At 64.7% G+C, this 26,180-nt stretch carries 23 protein-coding genes and 1 tRNA gene; 17 read left to right on the forward strand and 7 right to left on the reverse strand.

Features of this window, described 5'->3' with window-relative positions:
• Nucleotides 1-15 precede the first annotated feature (15 nt).
• Nucleotides 16-1,536 carry an MmgE/PrpD family protein gene (locus tag AC1MCD_RS07710; RefSeq protein ID WP_498677353.1) on the reverse strand — a complete coding sequence of 507 codons (1,521 nt, stop codon included), beginning with the start codon at nucleotides 1,534-1,536 and terminating at the stop codon, nucleotides 16-18.
• Nucleotides 1,529-2,185 carry a GntR family transcriptional regulator gene (locus AC1MCD_RS07715; protein WP_190988971.1) on the reverse strand — a complete coding sequence of 219 codons (657 nt, stop codon included), beginning with the start codon at nucleotides 2,183-2,185 and terminating at the stop codon, nucleotides 1,529-1,531. The genes AC1MCD_RS07710 and AC1MCD_RS07715 overlap by 8 nt, the downstream gene beginning before the upstream one ends.
• Nucleotides 2,186-2,361: 176 nt before the next feature.
• Between AC1MCD_RS07715 and AC1MCD_RS07720 the strand changes: the two genes are divergently transcribed.
• Nucleotides 2,362-4,260 (forward strand): AMP-binding protein, encoded by a 1,899-nt coding sequence (locus AC1MCD_RS07720; RefSeq protein WP_498677356.1) that lies wholly within the window; start codon nucleotides 2,362-2,364, stop codon nucleotides 4,258-4,260.
• Here AC1MCD_RS07720 and AC1MCD_RS07725 read toward each other — a convergent pair.
• The gene (locus AC1MCD_RS07725) at nucleotides 4,257-4,970 is read right to left on the reverse strand and encodes a response regulator (protein ID WP_498677358.1); all 714 of its coding nucleotides are present in this window, start codon (nucleotides 4,968-4,970) and stop codon (nucleotides 4,257-4,259) included. The two genes, AC1MCD_RS07720 and AC1MCD_RS07725, sit on opposite strands and share 4 nt — an antisense overlap.
• The gene (locus AC1MCD_RS07730; RefSeq protein WP_498677360.1) at nucleotides 4,967-6,607 is read right to left on the reverse strand and encodes a sensor histidine kinase; all 1,641 of its coding nucleotides are present in this window, start codon (nucleotides 6,605-6,607) and stop codon (nucleotides 4,967-4,969) included. The genes AC1MCD_RS07725 and AC1MCD_RS07730 overlap by 4 nt, the downstream gene beginning before the upstream one ends.
• Nucleotides 6,608-6,750: 143 nt before the next feature.
• On the opposite strand from AC1MCD_RS07730, the gene AC1MCD_RS07735 reads away from it, so the two are divergent.
• The 10 genes from AC1MCD_RS07735 to AC1MCD_RS07780 all read left to right on the forward strand — a co-directional run bounded on the left by AC1MCD_RS07735 (nucleotide 6,751) and on the right by AC1MCD_RS07780 (nucleotide 16,481).
• Nucleotides 6,751-8,097, forward strand: a complete 1,347-nt coding sequence (locus AC1MCD_RS07735) for a cation:dicarboxylate symporter family transporter (RefSeq protein ID WP_498677361.1) — start codon at nucleotides 6,751-6,753, stop codon at nucleotides 8,095-8,097.
• 233 nt (nucleotides 8,098-8,330) lie between these two features.
• Nucleotides 8,331-9,230, forward strand: a complete 900-nt coding sequence (locus tag AC1MCD_RS07740) for a ParA family protein (protein ID WP_477711758.1) — start codon at nucleotides 8,331-8,333, stop codon at nucleotides 9,228-9,230.
• A gap of 7 nt (nucleotides 9,231-9,237) precedes the next feature.
• A complete protein-coding gene (locus AC1MCD_RS07745; protein WP_498677365.1) occupies nucleotides 9,238-10,050 on the forward strand; it encodes a segregation and condensation protein A in 813 nt (270 codons plus the stop codon).
• 110 nt (nucleotides 10,051-10,160) lie between these two features.
• Entirely contained in the window at nucleotides 10,161-10,730 is a 570-nt protein-coding gene (scpB, locus tag AC1MCD_RS07750; protein WP_498678231.1) for an SMC-Scp complex subunit ScpB, read from the forward strand.
• 110 nt (nucleotides 10,731-10,840) lie between these two features.
• On the forward strand, nucleotides 10,841-12,160 hold the full coding sequence (locus tag AC1MCD_RS07755; protein WP_498677367.1) for a pseudouridine synthase: 1,320 nt from the start codon (nucleotides 10,841-10,843) through the stop codon (nucleotides 12,158-12,160).
• A gap of 3 nt (nucleotides 12,161-12,163) precedes the next feature.
• On the forward strand, nucleotides 12,164-13,273 hold the full coding sequence (locus tag AC1MCD_RS07760; RefSeq protein ID WP_498677369.1) for a prephenate dehydrogenase: 1,110 nt from the start codon (nucleotides 12,164-12,166) through the stop codon (nucleotides 13,271-13,273).
• The gene (gene cmk, locus AC1MCD_RS07765) at nucleotides 13,273-13,986 is read left to right on the forward strand and encodes a (d)CMP kinase (protein WP_498677372.1); all 714 of its coding nucleotides are present in this window, start codon (nucleotides 13,273-13,275) and stop codon (nucleotides 13,984-13,986) included. Before AC1MCD_RS07760 ends, cmk begins: the two co-directional genes overlap by 1 nt.
• Nucleotides 13,987-14,014: 28 nt before the next feature.
• Nucleotides 14,015-14,710 carry a lysophospholipid acyltransferase family protein gene (locus AC1MCD_RS07770; protein ID WP_498678233.1) on the forward strand — a complete coding sequence of 232 codons (696 nt, stop codon included), beginning with the start codon at nucleotides 14,015-14,017 and terminating at the stop codon, nucleotides 14,708-14,710.
• Nucleotides 14,707-16,257, forward strand: a complete 1,551-nt coding sequence (der, locus tag AC1MCD_RS07775; protein ID WP_190988961.1) for a ribosome biogenesis GTPase Der — start codon at nucleotides 14,707-14,709, stop codon at nucleotides 16,255-16,257. The genes AC1MCD_RS07770 and der overlap by 4 nt, the downstream gene beginning before the upstream one ends.
• A 147-nt stretch (nucleotides 16,258-16,404) precedes the next feature.
• Nucleotides 16,405-16,481, forward strand: a tRNA-Pro gene (locus AC1MCD_RS07780).
• 62 nt (nucleotides 16,482-16,543) lie between these two features.
• On the opposite strand, the gene AC1MCD_RS07785 is transcribed toward AC1MCD_RS07780, so the two are convergent.
• The gene (locus tag AC1MCD_RS07785) at nucleotides 16,544-16,888 is read right to left on the reverse strand and encodes a hypothetical protein (protein ID WP_498677377.1); all 345 of its coding nucleotides are present in this window, start codon (nucleotides 16,886-16,888) and stop codon (nucleotides 16,544-16,546) included.
• 442 nt (nucleotides 16,889-17,330) lie between these two features.
• Nucleotides 17,331-18,200, reverse strand: a complete 870-nt coding sequence (locus AC1MCD_RS07790; protein ID WP_498677381.1) for an Fpg/Nei family DNA glycosylase — start codon at nucleotides 18,198-18,200, stop codon at nucleotides 17,331-17,333.
• 275 nt (nucleotides 18,201-18,475) lie between these two features.
• Here AC1MCD_RS07790 and gcvH point away from each other — a divergent pair, with 275 nt between their 5' ends.
• The 5 genes from gcvH to AC1MCD_RS07815 all read left to right on the forward strand — a co-directional run bounded on the left by gcvH (nucleotide 18,476) and on the right by AC1MCD_RS07815 (nucleotide 21,560).
• Nucleotides 18,476-18,862 (forward strand): glycine cleavage system protein GcvH, encoded by a 387-nt coding sequence (gene gcvH / locus AC1MCD_RS07795; protein ID WP_190988958.1) that lies wholly within the window; start codon nucleotides 18,476-18,478, stop codon nucleotides 18,860-18,862.
• Nucleotides 18,863-19,005: 143 nt separating this feature from the next.
• A complete protein-coding gene (locus AC1MCD_RS07800; RefSeq protein ID WP_190988957.1) occupies nucleotides 19,006-19,482 on the forward strand; it encodes an FHA domain-containing protein in 477 nt (158 codons plus the stop codon).
• A 23-nt stretch (nucleotides 19,483-19,505) separates the two neighbouring features.
• On the forward strand, nucleotides 19,506-20,222 hold the full coding sequence (ftsR, locus tag AC1MCD_RS07805; RefSeq protein ID WP_498677384.1) for a transcriptional regulator FtsR: 717 nt from the start codon (nucleotides 19,506-19,508) through the stop codon (nucleotides 20,220-20,222).
• Nucleotides 20,222-20,725, forward strand: a complete 504-nt coding sequence (locus AC1MCD_RS07810) for a bifunctional nuclease family protein (protein WP_013600629.1) — start codon at nucleotides 20,222-20,224, stop codon at nucleotides 20,723-20,725. Before ftsR ends, AC1MCD_RS07810 begins: the two co-directional genes overlap by 1 nt.
• A gap of 238 nt (nucleotides 20,726-20,963) precedes the next feature.
• A complete protein-coding gene (locus AC1MCD_RS07815; RefSeq protein WP_190988955.1) occupies nucleotides 20,964-21,560 on the forward strand; it encodes a MerR family transcriptional regulator in 597 nt (198 codons plus the stop codon).
• Nucleotides 21,561-21,655: 95 nt separating this feature from the next.
• Here the strand turns inward: AC1MCD_RS07815 and AC1MCD_RS07820 are convergent, their stop codons facing one another.
• The gene (locus AC1MCD_RS07820) at nucleotides 21,656-22,477 is read right to left on the reverse strand and encodes a ParA family protein (protein WP_498677388.1); all 822 of its coding nucleotides are present in this window, start codon (nucleotides 22,475-22,477) and stop codon (nucleotides 21,656-21,658) included.
• Between the two features lie 304 nt (nucleotides 22,478-22,781).
• Here AC1MCD_RS07820 and AC1MCD_RS07825 point away from each other — a divergent pair, with 304 nt between their 5' ends.
• Nucleotides 22,782-26,177 (forward strand): pyruvate carboxylase, encoded by a 3,396-nt coding sequence (locus AC1MCD_RS07825; RefSeq protein ID WP_498677391.1) that lies wholly within the window; start codon nucleotides 22,782-22,784, stop codon nucleotides 26,175-26,177.
• The last annotated feature ends 3 nt before the right edge of the window (nucleotides 26,178-26,180 follow it).

Below are 26,180 nucleotides of genomic sequence, written 5' to 3' on the forward strand. Positions count from 1 at the left end.
TCGGAATAGGAAGGCCTAGAAGAGGCCTGCGGGTGCGTCGCTGAGGTTGATCACGCCGGGGGCGGCGGTGATGTTCAGCTGGTCAAGCTCGCCCGGGCCCAGGTCCGGGAGGCTTACGGCGGCCGCGAGGAAACGCTCGATTTCCTGCTCGGCGACGAGACCGGCCGCCAGCGTGCGGAACTTGTTGATGTACTGCTGGCGGGCGAAGGGCCGGGCCCCGAGCGGGTGTGCGTCGGCCACGGCGATCTCATCGGTAATAACGGTGCCGTCGTTCAGGGTGATCTCCACGGAGCCGCCGAAGGCCTTCTCTGCGATGTCCAGCGAGTGGTAGCGGCGGGTCCATTCAGGATCTTCCTCAGTGGTGACCTTGTGCCACAGCTCCACCGTGTCGGGCCGGCCGGCCCGCACCGGGGCGTAGGAATCAACGTGGTGCCAGGAGCCGTCCTGCAGGGCGACGGTGAAGATGTACGGGATGGAGTGGTCCAGGGTTTCGCGGCTTGCCGTGGGGCTGTACTTCTGGGGGTCGTTCGCGCCGGAACCGATCACGTAGTGGGTGTGGTGGCTGGTCTTGATCAGGACCGACTTCACGTTGGCGGGGTCGGTGGCCTCCGGGTGTTCCTTGTGCAGCTTGCGGGCAAGGTCGATCCAGGCCTGGGCCTGGTATTCGGCCGAGTGTTCCTTGGTGTAGGTGTCCATGATGGCGCGCTTTGCTTCGCCTGCTTCGGGCAGCGGAACCTCGTAGGACGCTTCCGGGCCGTCCAGCATCCAGGCGATGACACCGTCTTCGCCCTCGTAGATCGGCACGGGGGAGGTCTGGCCGCGCATGGCGCGGTCCACGGCTTCGACGGCCATCTTGCCGGCGAACGCGGGAGCGTGGGCCTTCCACGTGGAAATCTCGCCCTTCCGGGACTGGCGGGTGGCGGTGGTGGTGTGCAGCGCCTGGCCGACGGACTGGAAGATGGTCTCGACGTCGAGGCCCAGGAGCGTGCCGATGCCGGCAGCGGCGGACGGGCCGAGGTGTGCCACGTGGTCGATCTTGTGTTTATGCAGGCAGATGGCCTTGACCAGGTTGACCTGGATCTCGTAGCCGGTGGCGATGCCGCGGATCAGGTCCCGGCCGCTGGCCCCGACGTGCTGTGCAACGGCGAGGATCGGCGGGATGTTGTCGCCGGGGTGGGAGTAGTCAGCCGCGAGGAAGGTGTCGTGGTAGTCGAGTTCGCGGACGGCCACGCCGTTGGCCCAGGCTGCCCATTCGGGGGAGACCCTGTCGGTGATGCCAAAGACGCCGGAGCCCTTGCCGTTCGTGGTGGGTGCGTGGGTCAGTGCCTGGGCGCGGGCGGCGACGATGGGCCCGCGGTTCAGGGAAGCGATGGCGACGGACGCGTTGTCGATGACCCGGTTGATGACCATCTCGGTGACGTCCGGGGTGACCTCGACGGGGTCGGCGGCGACCTCTGCGATCTTGTGGGCCAGTTGGTCTTCACGGGCGAGGTTCTCTTCGCTCTTGTAGACACGGACGTGGTTGAGCTTAACCATGGTGCTCCTCAGTAGGTGAGTGGGTGGCTTTGACGTGGGAGAGGCTGCGGTGCAGATGCAGGGTGGTGGCTGCTTCGGCGAGTCTGGCGTTGCCTGCGGCGATGGCCTCGGCAATCGCTGCGTGTTCGACGGCGGCCGCGTTCAGGCGCGGTGCGTCGTCGGCCGCGAGGCGGCGGACCCGGACCAGGTGGACCCGCAGGCTGCGCATCGCCTGGGCGAGGTAGGAGTTGGAGATGGCGGCGTCGATCGCCTCGTCGAGGCGTCCCACCAGGGCGTAGTAGGCATGCCGGGCGGGATCGTCCTGGCTGATCAGTTCGGGTGCGCGCAGAAGGTCGGCGTGGAGCTGTTCGAACACGGCGCGCTCGCCGCGTTCGGCAGCGAGGGCCGCCGCCTTGCCCTCGAGAGTCTCACGGAGCTCGAACATCTCGTCGATGTCGTCCAGGGAGATATCGGTGACGACGACGCCGCGGCCGCCCGCCGCCGTCGTGAGCCCTTCTGCGTTCAGCCTGCTGAGCGCCTCCCGGACCGGGGTGCGGGACACGCCGAGGCGTTCAGACTGTTCCACTTCGGCGAGGACGGTACCTGGCGCGAGGCGCCATTCGATGATGTCTTCGCGGAGTGCCGCATAGGCTTTGTCGCTGGCTCGCAAGGTTGCCTCCCCTCTTTCCGTGGATGGTGCCAGTGTATACATAAACCACAGTGAAGCCCAAGCATTTGGGTGATAATTGCGGTAAATCTGTTCTCTATGTATACAAAACCCTTGTCCGGAACGCGCAGTCGGCATAGCATGGAGCGCAAGATGTCAGAGTCGACAGGAGCAGAGCAATGGCCAGCACGAACTATCGGGACACCTACGCACGGAGCCTGGAAAAGCGGGACGACTTCTGGCTGGAAGCTTCCAAGGCCGTGGCGTGGAGCAGGGAACCATCGGAGGCGCTGGATGACTCGGCGGCCCCGCTGTACCGCTGGTTTCCGGACGGCATGCTGAATACCTCCTATAACGCCCTGGACCGCCACGTCGAAGCCGGCCGCGGGCACCAGGACGCCCTCATTTACGATTCTGCGATGCTGGGAATCAAACGCAGCTTCACCTATGCCGAACTGACCGCACTCGTGGCACGGTTCGCCGGGGTGTTGCGCTCGCAGGGCGTGGGCAAGGGTGATCGCGTGGTCATCTACATGCCCATGATTCCCGAAGCGGCCATTGCCATGCTGGCGACCGCACGGCTGGGGGCAGTGCATTCTGTGGTGTTTGGCGGCTTCGCGCCGAAGGAGGTGGCAGCCCGGATTGACGACGCCAAGCCATCTATCATTGTCACCGCCTCGGGCGGCATTGAACCTTCCCGGCGGGTGGAGTATCTGCCTGCCGTTGCCGAGGCCCTGGCCCTGAGCAGCGCCGGCGCGCTCCCTGTCATCGTCAAAGGCCGGGAAGGTTTCGCCGCCCCACTGTCTGAATTCCCCGGGTGGCTCGATTGGGACCTCGCCATGGAAGGCGCCGTCCCCGCGGCACCCGTGGACGTGGCCGCAACGGATCCGCTCTACATTCTCTACACCTCCGGCACCACCGGGACGCCCAAGGGTGTGGTGCGGGACAACGGCGGCCACGCCGTCGCGCTTTCCTGGACCATGGAGAACATCTACGACATTGGTCCCGGCGACGTGATGTGGACAGCCTCGGATGTCGGCTGGGTGGTTGGCCACTCGTATATCGTTTACGGCCCCCTGCTGGCCGGCGCCACAACGGTCCTGTACGAGGGCAAACCCGTGGGCACCCCCGACGCCGGCGCGTTCTGGCGCGTTGTCCAGGACCACCACGTGAATGTCCTGTTCACAGCCCCTACTGCCCTCCGGGCAATCCGGAAGGCAGACCCCCAGGCCGCAGAGCTGGCCCGCTATGACATCTCGAGCCTCCGGACGCTGTTTGCGGCCGGGGAAAGGCTCGACACGGAAACTTACAAGTGGGCCGGCGCGGCCCTGGGCGTCCCCGTGGTGGACCACTGGTGGCAGACCGAGACCGGCTGGGCAATTTGCGCCAACCCGCGCGGTTTGGAGGACTTGCCCTTCAAACCCGGCTCACCCACAGTGCCCATGCCCGGCTATGCCCTGAGCATCGTGGACGGTTCCGGCGAGCCGGTGGACCAGGGGGAAGAGGGGAACATCGTCCTGGGGCTGCCTCTGCCTCCCGGCACCCTCACCACGCTCTGGCAGAACGATGACCGCTACGTGTCCTCCTACCTGGCGGCTTTCGAGGGCAGCTACGTGACGGGGGACAGCGGCTACCGGGACGCCGATGGCTACGTCTTCGTGATGGGCCGCACCGATGACATCATCAACGTGGCAGGCCACCGGCTGTCCACGGGTGCGATTGAGCAGGTCATCTCCAGCCACCCGGCTGTGGCGGAATGCGCTGTGATCGGCGTGGCAGACGCCCTCAAGGGGCAGCGTGCCAGTGGCTACGTGGTGCTCAAAGCCGGCGTGGACACCGACGAGGCCGAGCTGGTCCGCGAGCTGGTTGCCCTGGTCCGGAAGGACATTGGACCCGTGGCCGATTTCAAGCACGCAACGGTGGTTCAGGCCCTCCCGAAGACGAGGTCGGGCAAGATCCTGCGCAAGACGATGCGCCAGATTGCCGACGGCGACGAATATGTTGTGCCCTCGACCATTGAGGACCCGGAGGTGATTGCGCAGTTGCTGGGTGTGCTCCGGCCGGACGGTGCCGCTTAGGCCCGTTTCCAGCCGTATTCGTTCTCCGGGCGGCCGGGCGTGCCGTAGCGCGGTGCCCGCGTGGCCGTGCCGGCGTCGGCAAGGTATTCGAGGTACCGGCGGGCGGTCACCCGGGACATGCCCAGCGCCGTCATGACCTCGGTGGCTGAAACTGCGCTTCCTTGCCGTTTCAGGTACTCCTTGACGGAGTCGAGGGTGGAGCCGGACAGGCCTTTAGGCAGCGGCAGTTCCGACGGCGCCCGGAGGCTTGCGAACGCCTGGTCCACTTCGCTTTGGGACGCCCCGGCCCTGCCCGCCCCGGCTGCCGGCGCTGCCAGCTGCTGCCGGAACAGCCGGTAGCTGCCCAGCTTGTCCGCAAAGGTGGCATACGTGAAGGGCTTGATCAGGTACTGGACCACGCCGATGGCAACCGCGCTCCGGACGATCGCCACCTCGCGTACGGCCGTAATCGCGATGATGTCGGCCAGGATGCCTGCGGCCCGCATCCGCCGGGCAATGTCCAGGCCGTGCAGATCCGGGAGGTTCATGTCCAGCAGGACGAGTTCCACCGGTTGGCCGGCGGCCGCGAGCTCCGTCAGGAGCCTCAGCGCGGACTGGCCGTCAGGTGCGGTGCCTGCCAGCGAGAACCCGGGAATCCGGCCCACATAGGCCGCATGGGCGGCCGATGCCACCGGTTCGTCCTCCACCACGAGGACGCGGATATCACTCACAGGATCTGCTCCTCTTTATCGATTCCGGTGGCCAGGGCTGGCAGGAAGACATGGAAGCGTGCGCCGCGCGTGCCTGTGATGGTCATGGTACCGTCCAGGCGCTGCACCGCCTGGCGGACGAGGGCCAGTCCAATGCCGCGTCCAAAAGGACCCGCTGCCTTAGTGCTAAAGCCGTGCCGGAAAATGTCCTCCACGGCGGCCGGGTCCACGCCCGGCCCCGAATCCTCCACCGTGATGTCCAGACCCTCTGCATCGGATTCAACCGTCAGCTGCACCAACTTTGGTATCCCGCCGTCCGCGGCCGCGTCGATCGCGTTGTCCAGGAGGTTTCCCAGGATGGTGACAAGATCCTGGATGGCCAGGCCGGTGACAGCAGCGGACCCTTGAGCAGCGAGCGTCAGCTTGACGCCGCGTTCATTTGCCTCGGCCGCTTTCCCCATGATCAGGGCGCTGAGAACCGGTTCGTCCACGGAGCTCACCATCTCGTCCGTGAGCTGCTGGCTCAGCTCGAGGTCCTTCGTGGCGAAGTCCAAGGCCTCCCGGGTGCGGCCCAGTTCCAGCAGCGAAACCATGGTGTGCAGCCGGTTGGCGTGCTCGTGGGTCTGGGCACGGAGGGCATCGGACAGCGTCCGCATCGTCTCCAGTTCACTGCCCAGCGACTCGATCTCCGTCCGGTCGCGGATGGTGGCAACGGTCCCGAAGACAGCAGGGCGGCGGATGCCGGGGGAGGCTGGCCCCACGGCCGGGCCCTGGTTAACCACTACGATCCGCGGGCCCGTCAGGTGGATCTCATCGAGGGCCGTCCGGCCCGATTCAAAGAGACCCTTCAGGCTCGGCGCCAGCGGAAGGTCGGCCAGCAGCGGTGGCCGGGACGGATCGTCGCCCGAGCCGCGGGGTTCCAGGCCCAGCAGGTCAGCTGCCTGGTCGTTGTACATCACCACCCTGCCCTTGGTGTCAATAAGGATGAGTCCTTCCCGGACGGAGTGAAGCACCGATTCGTAATAGGCAAACAACTGCGCGAGTTGCTCGGGGCCCCAGCCCCTGGTGACGCGTCGCAGGTACCGGCCCAACAGCCAGGAGGCCAGCGATCCGCCTACCAGCAGGGCGAGGCCGATGGCCAGCAGGGCGGGTAACCGCCCGGACAGGGCCACGTCGACCGTCCGGACGGTGACACCCGCGGCCACGAGGGCCCTGACTTTTCCTGCCGCATCCTTGACCGGGACAACCGTCCGCACCGACGGCCCCAGCGTTCCGGCCGTGACCTCGGTGAACACTTCACCGCGTAGAGGAGCATCAATGGAACCGATGTACGGCTTGCCGAGTTCCTCATTCCGGGGATGTGTCCAGCGTGTCCTGTCCGGTGCCATGATCGTCAGGAAGTCCGCTCCGGAACCCGCCATGACGTCCAGCGCATACGGCTGCAGCAACGCCGACGGATCCTGGGTGTCAGCAGCCTGCAGGACCAGGGGATTGGCTGCGACGGCAGCCGCCACCCCGGTCATCCGCCGTGCTGCTTCCTCATAGCTGCGGTCCCGGGCATCGAGGTAGGTTGCAGTGCCCACGATCGCGATGAAGGCAAGCACAATCAGCAGATTGGCAACAAACAGCCTGCGGGCGATACTCCAGCGGTGGATCATCAAGCACCTCCCATGACCAATATGAACGCAACGGTGAGCTAAGTCACGGTGTGCCCAATGATGGATATCACACCAGACCGACGCGATGAGCCCAGAGAATGCGCCGCAGCGTCTACCAGATTATCCATATAAGGAGACACATCATGGCTTCTCAACGAGGAGAGTCAGCAGCGCCTGCGAAGGCCGCCCGCAAGGGCCTCGACAAATCCCACTACCTCTACATCGCCGTAATTGCCGCCGTGATCCTGGGCGCTGTAGTCGGTCTGCTGTTCCCCGAGGTCGGCAAATCGCTGAAGCCCCTCGGCGATGGCTTTATCAAGCTCATCAAGATGATGATTGCACCCATCATCTTCTGCACCATCGTCCTGGGTATCGGTTCCATCGCCAAAGCCGCAACGGTCGGCAAGGTGGGTGGCCTGGCGCTTGGGTACTTCTTAATCATGTCCACCTTTGCACTGGCCATCGGCCTGGTGGTGGGCAACCTGATCCACCCGGGTGAGGGCCTCAAGCTGACGCCGTACGATCCCAACAAGAAGGCCGCCACTGACAGCACTGTGGACTTCCTGCTGGGCATCATCCCCAGTGATATCCCTGTCCTGCCCACGCTCCTTGCAGCCATCCTTGTCGGGTTTGCCCTGCAGAAGATGGGCCCGCAGGGTGCCCCGATCCTTAAGGCCATCGGGCACGGCCAGGGACTGGTCTTCCGCATCCTCATCATGATCATGTGGCTCGCCCCCGTGGGTGCCTTCGGTGCCATCGCCGCAGTGGTTGGCGCCACCGGCTTCCAGGCGATCGTGAGCATGTTCACGCTGATGGTGGCGTTCTATATCACCTGTGCACTGTTCATCGTGGTCATCCTCGGCGGCATCCTGCAGGTGGTTGCAGGCGTCAACATCTTCAAGCTGATGAAGTACCTGGCCCGCGAATACCTCCTGATCTTCTCCACCTCATCTTCCGAAGCAGCACTGCCTCGCCTGATCGCCAAGATGGAACACCTGGGCGTCTCCAAGCCGGTTGTGGGTGTCACGGTTCCGACCGGTTACTCGTTCAACCTGGACGGCACCGCCATCTACCTGACCATGGCGTCGCTGTTCGTGGCGAACGCGATGGACATGCCGATGGATCTCGGCGCCCAGGTTTCCCTGCTGATCTTCATGATCATCGCCTCCAAGGGTGCCGCCGGCGTCACCGGGGCAGGCTTGGCCACGCTGGCTGCGGGCCTGCAGGCCCACGCGCCCCAGCTGCTCGGTGGCGTGGGTATGATCGTCGGCATTGACCGGTTTATGTCCGAGGCCCGGGCCCTGACCAACTTCACCGGCAACGCGGTGGCCACTGTCCTCATTGGCACCTGGGTCAAGGAGATCGACGGCGAGCAGGTCACCAAGGTGCTTTCCGGCGAACGCCCCTTCGACGAGCAGACCATGATCGCAGGCCACGGCGACCGGATGGGCACGTCCGCCGCCACCTCAGAGGTAGCGGCGCACGCCTAAAATCCCTTCTGATCCTGACAGAGAAACCGCCCCGGCAGCCCTGCTGCAGGGGCGGTTTCTCTGTCAGCGAGGGCAACCTTCGACCTCTAGTAGAAGGTCAAGGCTCAGAATGCTTACAAAGTCAAGTTCCCTCGAATGCCGTGTCGGGACCTGTAGCCTAGGTGAAAAGCAGGATCGGCGCTGGATCATCAGCGGCAGGAAGAATCACCGTCATCGAAAGTGTGGATAGATACGTGAGCAGCGAACAGGGTTCGGCAACTCTGGAAGGCACGGAACTCGATCTGGAAGACGCCGTGATGGGTCCCACCGGGCGCCCCCACCGCGAATTTCCGGAACCCGCACCGCTGTCGTCCCACGGTCCCGCGCGGGTGATCGCCATGGTCAACCAAAAAGGTGGCGTAGGCAAGACCACGTCCACCATCAACCTGGCAGCGGCCCTCGCCGAGTACGGCCGCAGGGTGCTGCTGGTTGACTTTGATCCCCAAGGCGCACTGTCCGCAGGCCTGGGCATCAATCCCCACGAACTGGACCTGACTGTCTACAACGTCCTGATGGACCGCAAAGTGGATATCCGCGATGCCATCCACCAGACCGGCGTCGAAAACGTCGATCTGCTCCCGGCCAACATCGACCTCTCGGCCGCCGAGGTGCAGCTTGTCAACGAGGTGGCCCGCGAACAGGTCCTGGACCGGGCGTTGAAGAAAGTTGAGGACGACTACGACGTCGTCCTGATCGACTGCCAGCCGTCGCTGGGCCTGCTGACCGTCAACGCCCTCACTGCCGCGCACGGCGTGATCATCCCGCTGATTTGTGAGTTCTTCGCCCTCCGTGCGGTTGCACTGCTGGTGGAAACCATCGACAAGGTCCAGGACAGGCTCAATCCCCGCCTGCAGGTGGACGGCGTCCTCGCCACCATGTACGACGCCCGCACCCTGCACAGCCGCGAAGTCATCAGCCGCCTGGTGGAAGCCTTCGGCGACAAGGTGTTCGAGACCGTCATCAAGCGCTCCATTAAGTTCGCCGACGCCACGGTGGCGGCCGAACCGATCACCAGCTACGCAGGGAACCACATCGGCGCGGATGCCTACCGCCGCCTGGCCAAGGAACTGATTTCCCGCGGCGGCGCACCCTAGCCAGGCCGTGGCTGAGTCCAAGCCCGGCTTTGAGGTGCGGCTGGCCAACTTCACGGGGCCGTTTGACCTCCTGCTGGGCCTCATCGCCAAACATCAGCTGGACATTACCGAGGTGGCCATCGCCACCGTCACTGATGAGTTCATCAAGTACATCAGGAAGCTCCAGAAGCTGGGAGAGGAATGGGCGCTGGACGAAGCCAGCGAATTCCTCGTCATCGCAGCCACGCTCCTGGACCTTAAGGCGGCACGGCTGCTGCCGGCCGGCGAGGTGGAGGACGACGAAGACATCGCCCGGCTGGAGGCCCGCGACCTCCTGTTTGCCCGCTTGCTCCAGTACAAGGCGTTCAAGCAGGTGGCCGCGCTGATGGCCGACAGCCTGGAGCAGGAGGCACAGCGTTTCCCTCGGCAGGTTGCCTTGGAGGAGCACTTCGCGGCCATGCTTCCGGAGCTGGTGTGGAAACACACGCCGCAGCAATTCGCGCGCCTGGCCGAAGCCGCCCTGCAGCCAAAGGCGCCCAAACCCACTGAAGTGGGCCTGGCGCACCTTCACGGCAGTGCCGTCAGCGTCAAGGAACAGGCGGAGATCCTGGGCCTGCGGCTTCAGTCGGGGCAACCACTGTCCTTCCGGGCGCTGATTGCCGACGCCGAGTCCACCCTGGTGGTGGTGGCCCGTTTCCTGGCGTTGCTGGAAATGTTCCGTGACAGGGCGGTCTCCTTTGACCAGCTGTCGCCGCTGGGTGACCTTACGGTGCACTGGTCGGCGGACGGTACGGACTGGTCAACAGAAAATTTAAGCGAAGAGTATGAGGAGCAACCGTGACTGAGGACTTTTCGGCCACTCCCACGGCGCCGGCAATTGATGATGACCAGGAATATCCGGATGTCCACGGACTCCCCGGAGGTGCCAAGGCTGCACTCGAAGCGGTCCTGATGGTCCTCGACCAGCCTGCCACGGCCACGGAACTTGCCGCGGGCCTTAATCTGACGGTCGCCGCCGTGGAGCAGTTGCTTGCGGACCTGCAGCAGGAGTATAGCGGCTATACTGTTAAAGCCCCGGACATGGACGATGCCAGCGTTGCTGGTTTCAGCTCCAGCCCCCGGGGTTTTGAATTGCGGAGCATCGCCGGTGGCTGGCGGATCTATTCCCGCGCAGACTTCGCCGATATTGTTGGCCGGTTTGTGCTGGAGGGTCAGACGGCCAGGCTGACGCAGGCGGCACTGGAAACACTTGCCGTCATCGCGTATCGCCAGCCTGTCTCCAGAGCCAGGGTGTCTGCAATTCGAGGAGTCAATGTCGATTCTGTCGTACGGACATTGACCCAGCGCGGGCTGATCGAAGATTCGGGAAACGATCCCGAGTCGGGAGCCATCCTCTACCGGACTACTTCGTATTTCCTGGAACGGATGGGAATCGGCTCCGTGGCGGAACTGCCGCAGCTCTCACCCCATCTTCCGGGGCTCGAGGGCATCGCCGAGTTCTACGACGCCGACAGGATGTAGGCGGGAAATCCCGCCTGCGCACAAGAGTATTCATAAGGGCAGATAAATTCTGCACGGCTGGTTAGGGTTGTTTTGGACAACTTGCCGGTCAACATATCGAAGGACGGGTCATGACACAGGCGGGACGCCAGGGTTCACCACGTAACAGTTCGGGACGCAACAGTTCAGAACGCAATGCCGGGCAAGGCGGCGCGAGCCGCAGTACGCCGGCTAGCCGCAATACCCCGGCGAGCCGCAGTACGCCGGCGAGCCGTAACCCGGCGCAGGGCGGCACGGGCCGTAACCCGGCGCAGGGCGGCTCCGGCCGTCCCAGCGCGGCGGGCGGCGGCTTCCGTGCCGGCGCCGGCAAGCGCAACGCCGGTTTCGGCGGCGGCGACCGCCCCTACAAGGCACCGCGGCCGCGCGAGGAGCCTTTCGTTGATCCCGGCGATGCGCCGGCCTCGCCGGACGGCGGCGGGGATTCCGGCTGGAAGCCAGCCGCCCCCTCATCGCGGAAGCCTGCTGCCCGGAAGCCGGGCGCCAAAAAAGCACCGGGAACTCCCGGGGCACTCAAGCCCAAGCCACGCGCGGGCAAGCCGGGGGCCGCAGCCTCCCGTGCTTTTGGCAGCGAACGTTTCGGCCAGAACCTTGGCCCGGTACGCAAGCCCTCCCGCAAGCGCGGACCCCGCGGTGACGTTCCGCAGTCCGAAATGCACGACGCCGACGGCACCCGCCTGCAGAAGGTTATGGCCCAGGCCGGCGTGGCGTCACGCCGCGTCTGCGAGGAAATGATCGCCGAAGGCCGCGTAGAGGTTGACGGCCAGGTCGTCACGGAGCTTGGTGTCCGCGTGGACCCCAAGACAGCCATCATCCACGTGGACGGACTGCGCATCCAGCTGGACGAAAACCTGGTCTACATGGTCTTCAACAAGCCCAAGGGCGTCGTGTCCACCATGGAGGATCCCGACGGCCGTCCCTGCATCAGCGATTTCGTGCGGAAGACCCACCAGGGCGAACGCCTGTTCCACGTGGGCCGGCTGGACGTCGCCACCGAGGGGCTGCTGCTGCTGACGAACGACGGCGAGCTGGCCAACCGGCTGACCCACCCGTCCTATGAGGTCCCCAAGACCTACCTGGTCCAGGTCCGTGGTCCGTTCCCGCAGGGGATCGGTGCCCAGCTCAGGGAAGGTGTGGAGCTCGAGGACGGCTTCGCCAATGTGGACTCGTTCAAGCTGGTTGACTCCACGCCGGGCCACGTGCTGATCGAAGTGATCCTGCACTCCGGCAAAAACCGGATTGTCCGGCGTCTGTTTGACGCTGTTGGCTTCCCGGTCCTGCGCCTGGTGCGCGTCAAGGTGGGCCCCATCGGCCTGGGCGACCAGCGCCAGGGCAGCATCCGCAACCTTGGCAAGCAGGAAGTCGGCCATCTGCTGGCATCCGTAGGGCTCTGACGCATGTCCGCATTTCGCTCACACGGGCGCGGACACCTCAACGGTCCGGTCGTGGTGATTGGCACCGGCCTGCTCGGGACCAGCATCGGGCTGGGCCTGCGGGGGCGCGGCGTGCCGGTGTTCCTCTCTGATCCGTCGCCCACCAACCAGGCCGTTGCTGTGGACATCGGCGCCGGCCAGCCGTTGAACCAACTCGGGGATGAGTCGCCGGAGCTTGTGGTGGTGGCGGCACCGCCGGACGTGACAGCCACTGTTGTGGCGCGGGCACTGACTGACTACCCGGAATCCGTGGTGGTGGACATCGCCAGCGTCAAAGCTGCCATCCTGGCGGAGCTGCAGGGGAGCGGCGCGGACATGTCCCGTTATGTGGGCACGCACCCTATGGCGGGGCGCGAAAAGTCAGGCCCCGTTGCGGCCCGCGGCGAGCTCTTCACGTCCATGCCGTGGGTGGTTTGCCCCGGCCCGGCATCATCCGCGGCTGCGGTGCAGACGGCCCGTTCGCTGGCAACCGATCTCGGAGCAGTGATTTCGGAGTTCACGGCTGACGAACACGACCAGGCCGTGGCTCTCGTCTCGCACCTGCCCCAGATCATGTCTTCGCTGCTGGCCAGCCGGCTGCAAGGGACACCGCTGCACTCGCTGTCCCTTGCCGGCAATGGCCTGCGGGACGTGACCCGGATCGCCGCCAGCGATCCGAAGCTGTGGGTTCAGATCCTGGGCGGCAACGCGGCGAAGGTGGTGGAGATCCTCTACGGTGTCCGCGAGGACCTGAACCGGCTCATCGGCACCCTGGAGGAACCCCTCGCGCCGGGTGCCAGGCTGGACCTGGCCCAACTCATCAGCGAAGGAAACGCCGGGCAGGCCCGCATTCCGGGCAAGCACGGCGGTCCGCCGCAGGCATACGCCTGGCTGACGGTCCTGGTTGACGACAGGCAGGGTCAGATCGCCAGGCTGCTCACCGAAATCGGTGAAATCGGCGTCAACGTGGAGGACCTGAGGCTGGACCATTCGTCCGGACAGAACGTGGGAATGGTGGAACTCTCCGTGCTGCCGAACAAGCATGACCACCTGATCGAAGCACTCAACGACCGCGGATGGCGGGTACTGCAGTAATGACACAGGAACTTCTTGACACCGTGCCAGCATTGCGCGTCGGCAGGCCACTGGTGGTGGCCATCGACGGGCCTTCCGGCTCGGGCAAATCCAGTGTCAGCAGGGAAGTGGCCCGCAGGCTGCACCTTGCCTACCTGGACACCGGCGCCATGTATCGTGCCCTCACCTGGTTCTGCGTCACCGGCGGAATCGATCTGGCCGACGCCGCCGCCGTGGAGCAGGCAGCCAGGGACCTCGTCCTGGACCTGAGCACCACGCCCCAGGCGGAATACGTGCGGGTGGACGGGGCCGACGTCACCGATGCCATCCGTGAGCCCGCCATCTCCTCGGCGGTCAGTGCGGTGGCCACTACCTTGGGCGCCCGGACGGAACTGATCCGCAGGCAGCGCGAACTCATCGAAAAGCACCACCGCCGCATGGTGGTGGAAGGGCGGGACATTACTACCGTCGTCGCGCCCGGCGCAGAAGTCCGGATGCTGCTGACTGCCAGTGAGGAAGCACGGCTCCGGCGCCGCGGCATCCAGCTGGGCGGCACCCAAAACGCGGAGCAGCTCGCCGCCCAAGTCACCGCGCGCGACGCGAAGGATTCCACGGTGGTGAACTTCACGCAGGCTGCCGACGGCGTGGTCACGCTCGATTCCTCTGAGCTGGACTTCGCCGAAACCGTCGATGCCGCCCTGGTGATCGTGACGAAGGTCCTCAACCGTGACTGACCGCGCCAAGCTTCCCTCCGGCCTGACCATGACCTGGAGCCGGCCCGTCGGCTGGCTGTTGGACCACGTGGTGTACCGGACGTCCGTCACCGGCAGGCACAACGTCCCCACGGGCGGGCCGGTTATTTTTGCCGGAAACCACATCAGCTTCCTGGACGGGCCGGTGATGTTCGGCGCGTCGCCTCGCCCCATGCACATCCTCGTTAAGAAGGAGATGTTCAAAGGGTTCCTGGGCCGGGTCCTCCACGCCTCCGGCCAGCTTTCAGTGGACCGTTCCGGGGACCGGGCGGCGCTGCTGCTGGGCAAGGACGTGCTCGACGCCGGCCGCTGCATTGGGATTCTCCCGGAAGGTACGCGGGGGAGCGGGGAGGCGACGGACATCAACAAGGGGGTCGCCTGGCTGGCACTGAACTCGGGGGCACCCGTGGTTCCAGTGGCGATCCTCGGCACCCGGACGGGCAGCGAACACCTCGACACCGTACCCAGGCCAGGGCGGCGTTTTCACGTCAGCTTCGGCAACGCACTGACCCTCAGTCGGAACCCCGGCGAAACAGGCCGTGCTTCAATGGACAGAGCGGGAATGGAAATCCGCGCTGCGCTGGCGGGGCACGTCCAGGACACTATCGAACACAGTGGGCAGCCATTGCCCCACGCGGATTCCCGCACGAACTTCACAGCAGTAGCCGGGACGCCGGCAGATGACCACTTAAGGAAAGTGCAATGAGCGATACGACTCAAACCTCCGGCCCCTCCGGCGCCGGCGAAGACGAATACACGCCCACCGGCACGGACCAGGTGGCCGAGCGGCTGGCCGCCATTGGCGACGACGAGGCGGAGCTTCGTGCCGCCTCGCTCCGGGCCGGACTGGCGGACTACGACCTCGATGAGGACGACGCGGCCCTGCTGAGCGGGGACTATGACGACGAAGACTTCGACGGCCCGGTCAAGCTAGACCCCGTCCTGGCAATCATCGGCCGACCCAACGTGGGCAAGTCCACACTGGTGAACCGCATCCTCGGCCGCCGCGAAGCCGTTGTGGAAGACACTCCGGGTGTGACGCGCGACCGCGTGATGTACTCGGCGCACTGGAACGGGCGCAACTTCACCCTGGTGGACACCGGCGGGTGGGAGCACGATGCCCGCGGCATCCATGCGCGTGTGGCCGAACAGGCCGAAATGGCCGTGGAACTCGCCGATGCCGTGCTGTTTGTGGTTGATTCGGCCGTAGGGGCCACGGCCACTGACGAGGGCGTCATGAAGATGCTCCGCCGCAGCAAAAAGCCGGTCATCATGGTGGCCAACAAGGTGGATGACTTTGCCCAGGAGGCTGACTCCGCCACGCTGTGGGGCCTTGGCTTTGGCGAGCCGTACCCCGTCTCGGCGCTGCACGGCCGCGGCGTAGCCGACCTCCTGGACCATGTCATGGACACTCTCCCGGAGTTCTCCACCATTGAGGGCCTGGAACGGTCCGGCGGACCGCGCCGCATTGCGCTGATTGGCCGCCCCAACGTGGGTAAGTCATCGCTGCTGAACAAGTTGGCGGGCTCCGAGCGCGTGGTGGTGGACAACACCGCCGGCACCACCCGTGACCCCGTGGATGAATTCATTGACCTCGGTGGCCGCACCTGGCGCTTTGTGGACACGGCAGGCATCCGCCGCCGTCAGCACATGGCGCAGGGCGCGGACTACTACGCCTCCCTGCGTACGCAGGCCGCGCTCGAGAAGGCGGAGGTCGCCGTCGTGCTCCTCGCGGTGGATGAGGTGCTCAGCGAGCAGGATGTCCGCATCCTTCAGCTGGCCATCGAGTCCGGCCGGGCCCTCGTGTTGGCGTTCAACAAGTGGGACCTGCTCGACGACGAACGCCGCACGTACCTGGAACGCGAAATTGAGCAGGACCTGGCCCACGTGGCCTGGGCACCCCGGGTCAACATTTCGGCGCTTACGGGTTGGCACAAGGACCGTCTGGTGCCCGCCCTGGACCTGGCCCTGGAGAACTGGGACAAGCGCATCCCCACCGGCAGGCTCAATGCCTTCCTGGGCGAATTGGTGGCGGCGCACCCGCATCCGGTCCGTGGCGGAAAGCAGCCGCGCATCCTCTTCGGCACGCAGGCATCGAGCCGGCCGCCTAAGTTCGTGCTGTTCACCACCGGATTCCTGGACCCCGGTTACCGCCGCTTCATCACCCGCAGGCTGCGTGAGACCTTCGGTTTCGAAGGCACTCCCATTGAGGTCAACATGCGCGTGCGCGAAAAGCGTGGCAAGCAGCGTTAATTACGACACACCGGAGGCGTGCAGGTGGCAAAGTGTCACCGGCACCCTCCGGGATCGTGTAAGCTTTTCAAGGTGGTTCGGCCGGACTGCTGAGTTGAAATCCTGGGTAACACCGGGAGTAAACGCAGCGGAGAACGGCGGAACTGACGGGCTGTAGCGCAGCTTGGTAGCGCACTTGACTGGGGGTCAAGGGGTCGCAGGTTCAAATCCTGTCAGCCCGACCATGAAGGGCCGTTTTCCGGTTTGTCTACCGGAAAACGGCCCTTTGGCGTATACGGACTATTCACTACCCCACGATGATGATGATGTAGTGCACGTGGCCGCGGCTGTCCCTGTACCAGGAATCCGACGTGCGGTGATGGCCGTGCCGGTCATTACCGTAGCGGTTGTACCCATCGCAGTCGTAGCCCTCCCTGTTGTAGCCGTCCTTGTCGTAGCCGTCCCTGTCGTAGCGGCCGCGGCCGTCCTTGTCGTGGCCGTTATTGTCGTGGTCGTTGTGATAGGACGAGCTCCGGTTACCATCTCTGGAATGGTCGCTGGCAGAGGCTGCTCCGGCTGTCAGGGCTGCACCACTGAGGGCCAGGCCTGCGGCGAGGACAGTAGTACCGAAGAAGCGCGATATTTTATTCATTGAATTTTCCAAACGTAATCATTTGATAGATACCCGCAGGAACAGATGAACAAGGTGAGTGGGCGCTGGCCACCCCTTTGCGAAACTCGCCTGTCTACGGTTGTCTCCCAAGCCCGGTAGGTGCGCTGGCGCGGTATGTGCGCAGGAAGCACCATGCTCGAGGGTGCCAACGCCCGCAACAAACAGTGAACCCTGTAATGCCCCCGGTTCACCGATGTGAAGGGCGCTGTGGGTGATTTACTGAGATGACAAAGGCCCAAATGGGCGCTGAACTTAAGCGATGGGCGCCGGGTTTCCGGGCCATCATGCAAACAGTTTCCGTCCGCGCTTTGTATTCGAAGGGGGGACGTGATATCCACACTACTGAGGTGGCTCCGGCTTTAGAAGACTTAGGGTTCCATTACTGGAAGTTTTCTGCAGAACATGCCTGCCAATACGGTCCCTACTTCAGGAACTTGGATGTCCTGCGGTCCGCCAGGATCTTTCCATGCGTCTGGCAGGTGGGGCAGTACTGCAGGGCCGTGTCCGCGAACGAGACTTCCCGGACGGTGTCGCCGCAGACCGGGCATGCCTCTCCGGCCCGGGCATGAACGCGCATATGGCTGCGCTTGACGTCCTTGAGTTCACTGGGCGGCTTCCCCGCGGCCTCGGCCAAGGCCGTTCCGAGGATGCTGTGGATCGAGTCATACAGAACCTGCACGGTAGCGCGGTCCAGGGATTTGGCGATGGCGAAGGGGGAGATCCTGGCCGCGTGCAGGATCTCGTCGCTGTAGGCGTTGCCGATCCCGGCAATAACGCTTTGGCTCCGCAGGAGGCCCTTAATTTGTTGGGAACTGGAGCCGAGAATCTCCGCCAGCGTGTCGGCGTCGAACCCGTCGCTGAACGGGTCCGGGCCGAGGGCTGCGATGCCCGGCACATCGCGGGGATCGCGCACTACATAGACTGCAAGGCTCTTTTTGGTCCCTGCCTCGGTGAGATCCATGCCGTGGCGGCCATCCGGGCCGGTGAAGGTGAGCCTGGCGGCGATGTAGCTCTTGCCCAGACGGAGTTGCGTGTCGGCAGGGGAGTCGGTGAAACGGACCCAACCAGCCCGTGCCAGATGGAAAACGAAGGAGGACCCGTCGGTGTCGATGCAGATGAACTTTCCGAACCTCCGGACACCGGCAACAGTGCTCCCCTCCAGCGCGGTGTAAGGCGGATCTGCGGTCTTCAGGACGGCGAACGATACGATCTGGACCTTCTCCACCACCGACCCGCGCAGTTGTCCGTCCAGGAACCCAGCCAAGCCTGCAACCTCGGGTAGCTCCGGCATGGGACTACCCGCGGTCAGCTGGCGTGTCAGTTGCTGCGGGCTTTGGCTCGGCCGCGCCTTCCCCGTCTATCTTTGACGCAAGGGCAACACCGCTAAAGATGATCCGCGGCGCCCAGTATCCCTTTTTCCTGGGTGTTTCCTGTGCCTGTGATCGCATGCGTCCCATCATGTCAGAATCATCCTCGAACGCCCGTGGACTTGTGCCTATACTTTCAGCGGCGGCTTATTTCCCAGGCCCCGTTGACATTGGTGATTGACCCGATGAAAGGCCCCTGATGAGCAACATTCCCGAAGACCTGTCCTACACTGCCGAGCACGAGTGGGTGACCGCACCGAACGCTGACGGCGTGGTCCGTGTGGGCATTACCGATTTCGCCCAGGACGCCCTCGGAGATGTTGTCTACGCCCAGATGCCTGAAGCCGGCAGCAAGGTTACCGCGAATGAAGTGGTGGGCGAGGTGGAATCCACCAAGAGCGTCAGCGACATCTACGCCCCGGTGAGCGGTGAAGTGGTAGCCCGCAACGAATCCCTCGACACGGACTCGGCCCTGATCAACACTGATCCGTATGGAGATGGCTGGCTGATCGAGATCAAGCTCGCCGAAGCCGACGCCGTGGACTCATTGCTCAGTGCATCCGAGTACGAACAGCAGGTAGGCTGAACATAACGGGTTCATCCGGTCCGGCCAGCGGGCGTCGTCGCACGTCATTGGCCGGATGCGGGCCCGCGTCGGAACTGCGCGGGGTATCCCGCAGCAAATGTTGAATGCAGTCGTGTGAGCTGCAGCGAAAGAGGAGGAAGCCCATGGTTGGCCACAAAAAGGACCATGCCGAAGGCGATTACGGCACAGGTGCGGCCAGGGCTTCGGAGACCACCTCGATCCATCTCACCCCCGTTGCCGACGAGCCCACCATCGCTCCCCGGCTGTCCACCGAGGAACGGTCGTCCGTCGAAGCGCTGCCGGCTGGATCTGCGCTCTTGGTTGCCCACAGCGGACCGAATGCCGGGGCCCGCTTCCTGCTTGATTCCGACACCACCACCGCCGGCCGGCACCCGGACGCCGATATCTTCCTCGATGACGTCACCGTTTCGCGGCGCCACGTGGAGTTCCGCCGCACTCCCCGGAGCTTCGAAGTGGTGGACACCGGCAGCCTCAACGGGACGTACGTCAACCACGACCGTGTGGACAGTGTTGAGCTCAAATCCGGGAACGAAGTCCAGATCGGCAAGTTCCGCCTCACCTTCTACCTGAGCCCTGCCCGCGCAGCAGGCCGCGCCTGATTCAGGGGCACCTGCCTGTGGCAATGGCACAACCGGAACGCCGGGGACCCCAAGTCCTGAACATCGGGGAAGTCCTCGCCCAACTCAGCGCCGACTTTCCCGGTATGAGCGCGTCAAAAATCAGGTTCCTTGAGGAAAAGGGGCTGATCAATCCGCGCCGTACCCCGGCCGGTTACCGGCAATACGCAGAGAGCGATGTTGAGCGCCTCCGCTTTGTGCTTGCGTTGCAGCGCGACCAGTACCTTCCCCTCAAGGTCATCAAGGACTACCTCGACGCGATCGACAGGGGAGAGCGCCCCGAAAACCTGCCGCCCGGCGTCGTGGTTTCGCCCCGGATCGTCTCCGACGAACTGGCAGCGGAGCTCCAAAACCGGGGGCGGAAATTCAGCGAGGAGCAGCTGCGGGCCGAGTCCGGCGCGAGCGTCCCGCTGCTCCAGTCTCTGTTGAGCTTTGGACTCATCAGCCACAGCAACGGCAGATTTGATGAGCATGCGCTCCAAGTGGCCCGGGCATGTGTGCAGTTGGAGGGTCACGGTCTGGAGCCGCGCCACCTGCGTCCTTTCCAGGCCGCCGCGGAACGCGAATTCGGGCTCGTGGAGCGGGCAGTTGCCCCGTTGGCGTCCCGGCGCGATTCCGCTTCCCAGGCGCGGGCGGCCGAAGCAGCCCGCGAAATTTCCGACCTTTGCCTGATCCTGCACCGGGCACTTGTGCAGGACCGGATCTCCCGTATGGACATCTGATGATCGAAGTCGAGATCGTGGGCGTTCGCATCGAACTGCCCTCCAACCAGCCGCTGGTCCTTCTCCGCGAGATGCACGGTGAGCGCCACGTGCCCATTTGGATCGGAACGCCGGAAGCCAGCGCCATCGCCCTCGCCCAGCAAGGGGTAGTCCCGCCGCGGCCCATGACCCACGACCTCCTGGTGGACGTGGTGGAGTCCCTCGGGCATTCAGTTGTCAGCGTGAATATCGTCGCCGTGGAGGACAACATCTTTTATGGTCAACTTCAGTTTGAGAACGGCACCACCGTCAGCTCTAGGGCTTCGGATGCCCTGGCCATCGCACTGCGGGCAAAGTGCCGCATCTGGTGCGCTGACTCGGTGATGGATGAAGCCGGTGTCCGCATCACCGAACACGATGAGGGCGAGGACACCGAGCCCGGGCCCACGGTGGACGAAGAGCGGGAGCTGCGGCGTTTCCGGGAGTTCCTGGACGACGTGGAACCGGAGGATTTCGACGGCTGAGGTCTCATTAAGGTTAAAGTTGAGGCTGAAAGTTCCGACACGCCTTTGCGATCCGTTCAAGGTCTTTGACCTGCGGCCTCCGCAGGCCTAACGTCGAAGGTATCAAGCTCCCATTGCTTACAGCAGCCGCGCAAGTCACACTGTAAAAGTGCGACCCCCGCGAAATTACACACATGGACTTCATGCGTGCACTGGCTGATGCAGAAGTCCCCGGGAGCTTATACGAAGGAGGATCCAGGTGAGTCCCAAAGGCGAAGCAGGCGGACTGAAGCAGCCCACCACCACTGGTGTGGCTGTGCCGGCAAGCGGTGCCCAGGGCCTCCTGTTTACCGAAGACCTCCCTGTCCTTGACGAAGACGCAGGCTACCGCGGCCCCACGGCCTGCAAAGCTGCGGGCATCACGTACCGCCAGTTGGACTACTGGGCGCGTACCGGCCTGGTTGAGCCCGCCGTCCGTGGTGCTGCCGGCTCCGGCTCGCAGCGGCTGTATGGTTTCCGGGACATCCTGGTGCTCAAGGTGGTCAAGCGCCTGCTGGACACCGGCGTCTCCCTCCAGCAGATCCGATCGGCCGTGGAGCACCTGCGCGAACGCGGTGTGGAAGACCTGGCACAGATCACCCTCATGAGCGACGGCGCGAGCGTCTACGAATGCACCTCCGCTGACGAAGTAATCGACCTTGTCCAGGGCGGCCAAGGGGTCTTCGGGATCGCGGTGGGCCGGGTCTGGCGCGAAGTCGAGGGTAGCCTGGCCTCCCTGCCGAGCGAACACGCGGCAGTCCAGTCTTTTCCCGACGACGAACTGAGCAAACGGCGCGCTGCACGTAAGACAGGCTGACTCAAGACAAGCTGACGCAAGAGAAGAGGCCAGCCCGGTCTGACATGTTCAGGCCGGGGTGGCCTCTTCTGCGTCCAGGATTGTGCCCGGCAGGATCAGCGCTGGGTCCGGTTGCGCAATCCGCTGCCGGCCGCGAGAAGGTTTGCCAGCAACGCATCGAACAAGGCGGCCGAGGTTTTGGCCGATTCTCCCGGCCAGTGGTGCACCGGGTGGGCGGCCCCCTGGATCTGCTGCCAGTTCGCCTGCTCCGGAATCCGCGGGCTCAACAGCAGGTCCCCGAACATGGACTCCATCTCGGCGAGCCGGTAGGCGTGTTCGGACGAGCCGGTGCGTACGCGGTTGGCGACAATGCCCGCGGGAGAGAGATTGGGCGCGAATTCCTGCTTGAAGAGCTGGATGGCGCGCATGGTGCGCTCCGTGCCGGCCACGGAAAAGAGCCCGGGCTCGGCCACCAGCGCCACCTTGTCGCTCGCGGACCAGGCCATCCGGGTCAGTCCGTTCAGGGATGGAGGGCAGTCGATGAGGACCAGGTCATAACCATCGGCGCCGGCAAGGACTGACGAAAGCCGGCGGAGGTCACGGCGGCCAAGGTCCGGCCGGTCGTAGATGCCGGTGTACGCGGAGCCCACAGCGACGTCCAGTACGGCCGATCCGGATCCGTTTGAGTGCGCCCGTGCAGTCCACGAACTGCCCGCTACGTTCTCAGCCAGCTTGGCGCGGCGCGGGCTCTTCAGCATCCTGCCGATGTCCAGCTGGTCGCCGGGCTGGACGCCGAGGGCCGTGGTCGCGTCTGCATGGGGATCCAGATCCACCACCAGTGTGGGGATGCCCGCGGCAAGCGCCGCAGACGCCAATCCTGTGGTGACGGAAGTCTTGCCGACTCCGCCCTTGAGGCTGCTGATGCTGACTACTTGCACTTGTGAGACCAAAACCTAACGCCGGATGCCGTGTTGGGGGTAATGTTTGCTCCGGCAGTGCCGAAGCCGGGCGGCCCCTGCCGCCGTACTCATCATATGTGGCCATGCCGGCGAATACCGCCTTAAAGGAGACCGACATGGCTTCGCGGTCCGGTCAGCGGACCGGTTTCTGCTAGCGTCCGTCGATTCACGCGGGACATGACGGAAGTTTTTGTGACTGTGGCCACAATGATTTGTGTTTGTCCGCACAGGTCTTAGACACTGTCACCACTGACCGATACACCCGCGATGATGCAGGAGAAGTATGTTTTCCAAGATTCTGGTGGCCAACCGCGGCGAAATCGCGATCAGGGCCTTTCGCGCCGGCTACGAGCTGGGCGCCAAGACCGTTGCTGTCTTTCCCAACGAGGACCGCAACTCGATCCACCGCCAGAAGGCCGACGAGGCGTATCTGATCGGTGAAGAGGGGCACCCTGTCCGGGCCTACCTGGACGTTGCCGAGGTTGTGCGGGTGGCCAAGGAGTCCGGGGCTGACGCCATCTACCCCGGGTACGGTTTCCTTTCGGAAAACCCCGACCTGGCACGCGCCGCCAAAGAAGCGGGCATCACCTTTGTGGGCCCGCCGGCCGAGGTGCTGGAGCTGGCCGGTAACAAGGTGGCTGCCCTGAAGGCCGCACGTGAAGCAGGCGTACCGGTCCTGAAGTCGAGCGAACCGTCCAAGGACGTGGACGAGCTGATCGCGGCTGCCGACGAGATAGGCTTCCCCATCTTCGCCAAGGCCGTGGCCGGCGGTGGCGGGCGCGGCATGCGCCGCGTGGACACCCGCGAGGCCCTGCCGGAAGCACTGCAGGCCGCCATGCGCGAGGCTGATGCGGCGTTCGGTGACCCCACGATGTTCCTGGAGCAGGCGGTCCTCCGCCCCCGGCACATTGAGGTGCAGATCCTGGCAGACGCTGAGGGGAACGTCATGCACCTGTTCGAGCGCGACTGCTCCATCCAGCGCCGTCACCAAAAGGTTATTGAGATCGCGCCCGCGCCCAACCTGGACGAAGGGATCCGCCAGGCGCTTTACCGCGACGCCGTGAAGTTCGCCAAGGCCCTGAACTACGTCAACGCCGGAACCGTCGAGTTCCTGGTGGACACGGTCGGCGAACGCGCAGGCCAGCACGTCTTCATTGAAATGAACCCCCGCATCCAAGTGGAGCACACCGTCACCGAGGAAGTGACCGACGTTGACCTGGTACAGGCACAGCTGCGGATCGCGTCCGGGGAAACACTCGCAGACCTCGGCCTGTCCCAGGAGACGGTCAAGCTCCGGGGCGCAGCGCTGCAGTGCCGCATCACCACCGAGGATCCTGCCAACGGTTTCCGTCCCGACGTCGGGAAGATCACCGGTTACCGTTCCGCGGGCGGCGCCGGTGTAAGGCTCGACGGCGGCACTGTTTACTCGGGTGCCGAGATCAGCCCCCACTTCGACTCCATGCTGGTGAAACTGAGCTGCCGTGGCCGCGATTACCCGGCTGCCGTTGCCCGTGCCCGCCGCGCCCTCGCCGAATTCCGCATCCGCGGCGTATCCACCAACATCCCGTTCCTGCAGGCCGTGCTGGACGATCCTGACTTCATTGCCGGAAATGTGGCCACCAACTTCATTGACGAGCGTCCCCAGCTCCTGAAGGCCCGGGTCTCTGCTGACCGCGGGACCAAGCTGCTCACCTGGCTGGCCGAAGTGACAGTCAACAAGCCCAACGGCGAGCTCACCGTCCAGTCGGATCCGGCGGCGAAGCTGCCTGACGTAGGCGATCTGCAGCCGACGCCCGGCTCCCGCCAGCGTCTCCAGGAGCTCGGCCCGGAAGGCTTCGCCAAGGCCCTGCGCGAGCAGAATGCCGTCGCCGTCACTGACACAACGTTCCGCGACGCCCACCAGTCGCTCCTTGCCACCCGGGTACGGACGCGGGACCTAGTGGCGGCAGGCCCGGCAGTAACCGCGCTGCTGCCTGACCTCCTGTCCGTCGAAGCCTGGGGCGGCGCCACCTATGACGTGGCCCTGCGTTTCCTCGGCGAGGATCCGTGGGACCGCCTGGCGGCCCTCCGGAAGGCGCTGCCGAACGTCTGCCTGCAGATGCTGTTGCGCGGCCGGAACACCGTGGGCTACACGCCGTACCCCGAAGAGGTGACCGAGGCTTTCGTTAACGAAGCTGCCGCGACGGGCATCGACATTTTCCGCATCTTTGACGCGCTCAATGACGTGAACCAGATGGCGCCCGCCATCCGTGCTGTCAGGGCCACCGGCACCGCAGTGGCAGAAGTTGCCCTCTGCTACACCGGCGACATGCTGAACCCGGATGAGAAGCTCTACACCCTGGATTATTACCTTGAACTTGCGCAGCGGATTGTGGACGCGGGCGCCCACATCCTGGCCATCAAGGACATGGCCGGCCTGCTCCGGCCGGCAGCGGCTGCCAAGCTGGTGGCCGCCCTGCGCGAGCGTTTCGACCTTCCGGTCCACCTCCACACCCACGACACCGCAGGCGGCCAGCTGGCCACACTGATGGCTGCAGTTGACGCCGGCGTGGACGCCGTCGACGTTGCATCGGCGTCGCTGGCCGGCACCACCAGCCAGGTCTCGGCCTCCGCCCTGGTGGCGGCACTGGCCCACACTCCGCGGGACACCGGCCTGGACCTGGACGCAGTCAGCTCACTGGAGCCGTACTGGGAGGCTGTGCGCCGCGTCTATGCACCGTTCGAGTCGGGCCTGCCGGGCCCCACCGGCCGGGTCTACAAGCACGAAATCCCGGGCGGCCAGCTGTCCAACCTGCGCCAGCAGGCCATGGCGCTGGGACTGGGGGAGCGCTTCGAGGCGATCGAGGACATGTACACCGCAGCGGACCGCATCCTCGGCCGCCTGGTGAAGGTCACGCCGTCGTCAAAGGTGGTGGGCGATCTTGCACTGCACCTGGTGGGACTCAACGCAGACCCCGCGGACTTCAACGAGAACCCGCAGAACTACGACATCCCCGATTCCGTCATCGGGTTCCTGTCCGGTGAACTCGGGGACCCGCCCGGAGGCTGGCCGGAACCGTTCCGCACCAAGGCACTCCAGGGGCGCAGCATCAAGGTCCGCGACGTTGAACTCAGCCCCGAGGACAGCGCCGCGCTCAAGGGCGATTCCAAGACCCGGCAGGGCACCCTGAACCGGTTGCTCTTCGACGGTCCCACCAAGGACTACCTCAAGAGCGTGGAAACCTACGGCAACATCTCTGTGCTCGACACCCGCGATTACCTCTACGGGCTGCAGCGCGGCGTGGAGCACGAGATCCAGCTCGAAAAGGGCGTCCGGCTGATTGCCTCGCTGGAAGCCGTTTCCGAGCCGGACGAAAAGGGCATGCGCACGGTGATGTGCACGCTGAACGGGCAGTCCCGCCCCGTCGTCGTGCGGGACCGTTCCGTGGTCAGTAACGTCAAGGCTGCCGAGAAGGCTGATCCTGCCCAGCAGGGCCAGGTAGCCGCGCCGTTCGCCGGCGCCGTCACGGTGACCGTCAAGGCCGGTGACACGGTCAAGGCCGGTGACACCGTGGCCACCATCGAGGCGATGAAGATGGAAGCATCCATCACGACGCCGGTGGGCGGCAAGGTCTCGCGCCTCGCCATTTCAGCGGTGGAGCAGGTCCAAGGCGGGGATCTCCTCCTCGTAGTGGAGTAAAAC

This window comes from Arthrobacter sp. BF1 (assembly GCF_056680215.1).

What these genes read in the sequence shown, in the direction of transcription:
- AC1MCD_RS07710 (WP_498677353.1), bottom strand. Translation starts at nt 1,536, where the DNA reads ATGGTTAAGCTCAACCACGTCCGTGTCTACAAGAGCGAAGAGAACCTC.
- AC1MCD_RS07720 (WP_498677356.1), top strand. Translation starts at nt 2,362, where the DNA reads ATGGCCAGCACGAACTATCGGGACACCTACGCACGGAGCCTGGAAAAG.
- AC1MCD_RS07730 (WP_498677360.1), bottom strand. Translation starts at nt 6,607, where the DNA reads ATGATCCACCGCTGGAGTATCGCCCGCAGGCTGTTTGTTGCCAATCTG.
- AC1MCD_RS07735 (WP_498677361.1), top strand. Translation starts at nt 6,751, where the DNA reads ATGGCTTCTCAACGAGGAGAGTCAGCAGCGCCTGCGAAGGCCGCCCGC.
- scpB (WP_498678231.1), top strand. Translation starts at nt 10,161, where the DNA reads ATGGTCCTCGACCAGCCTGCCACGGCCACGGAACTTGCCGCGGGCCTT.
- AC1MCD_RS07755 (WP_498677367.1), top strand. Translation starts at nt 10,841, where the DNA reads ATGACACAGGCGGGACGCCAGGGTTCACCACGTAACAGTTCGGGACGC.
- AC1MCD_RS07760 (WP_498677369.1), top strand. Translation starts at nt 12,164, where the DNA reads ATGTCCGCATTTCGCTCACACGGGCGCGGACACCTCAACGGTCCGGTC.
- cmk (WP_498677372.1), top strand. Translation starts at nt 13,273, where the DNA reads ATGACACAGGAACTTCTTGACACCGTGCCAGCATTGCGCGTCGGCAGG.
- AC1MCD_RS07770 (WP_498678233.1), top strand. Translation starts at nt 14,015, where the DNA reads ATGACCTGGAGCCGGCCCGTCGGCTGGCTGTTGGACCACGTGGTGTAC.
- der (WP_190988961.1), top strand. Translation starts at nt 14,707, where the DNA reads ATGAGCGATACGACTCAAACCTCCGGCCCCTCCGGCGCCGGCGAAGAC.
- AC1MCD_RS07785 (WP_498677377.1), bottom strand. Translation starts at nt 16,888, where the DNA reads ATGAATAAAATATCGCGCTTCTTCGGTACTACTGTCCTCGCCGCAGGC.
- AC1MCD_RS07790 (WP_498677381.1), bottom strand. Translation starts at nt 18,200, where the DNA reads ATGCCGGAGCTACCCGAGGTTGCAGGCTTGGCTGGGTTCCTGGACGGA.
- gcvH (WP_190988958.1), top strand. Translation starts at nt 18,476, where the DNA reads ATGAGCAACATTCCCGAAGACCTGTCCTACACTGCCGAGCACGAGTGG.
- AC1MCD_RS07800 (WP_190988957.1), top strand. Translation starts at nt 19,006, where the DNA reads ATGGTTGGCCACAAAAAGGACCATGCCGAAGGCGATTACGGCACAGGT.
- ftsR (WP_498677384.1), top strand. Translation starts at nt 19,506, where the DNA reads ATGGCACAACCGGAACGCCGGGGACCCCAAGTCCTGAACATCGGGGAA.
- AC1MCD_RS07810 (WP_013600629.1), top strand. Translation starts at nt 20,222, where the DNA reads ATGATCGAAGTCGAGATCGTGGGCGTTCGCATCGAACTGCCCTCCAAC.
- AC1MCD_RS07825 (WP_498677391.1), top strand. Translation starts at nt 22,782, where the DNA reads ATGTTTTCCAAGATTCTGGTGGCCAACCGCGGCGAAATCGCGATCAGG.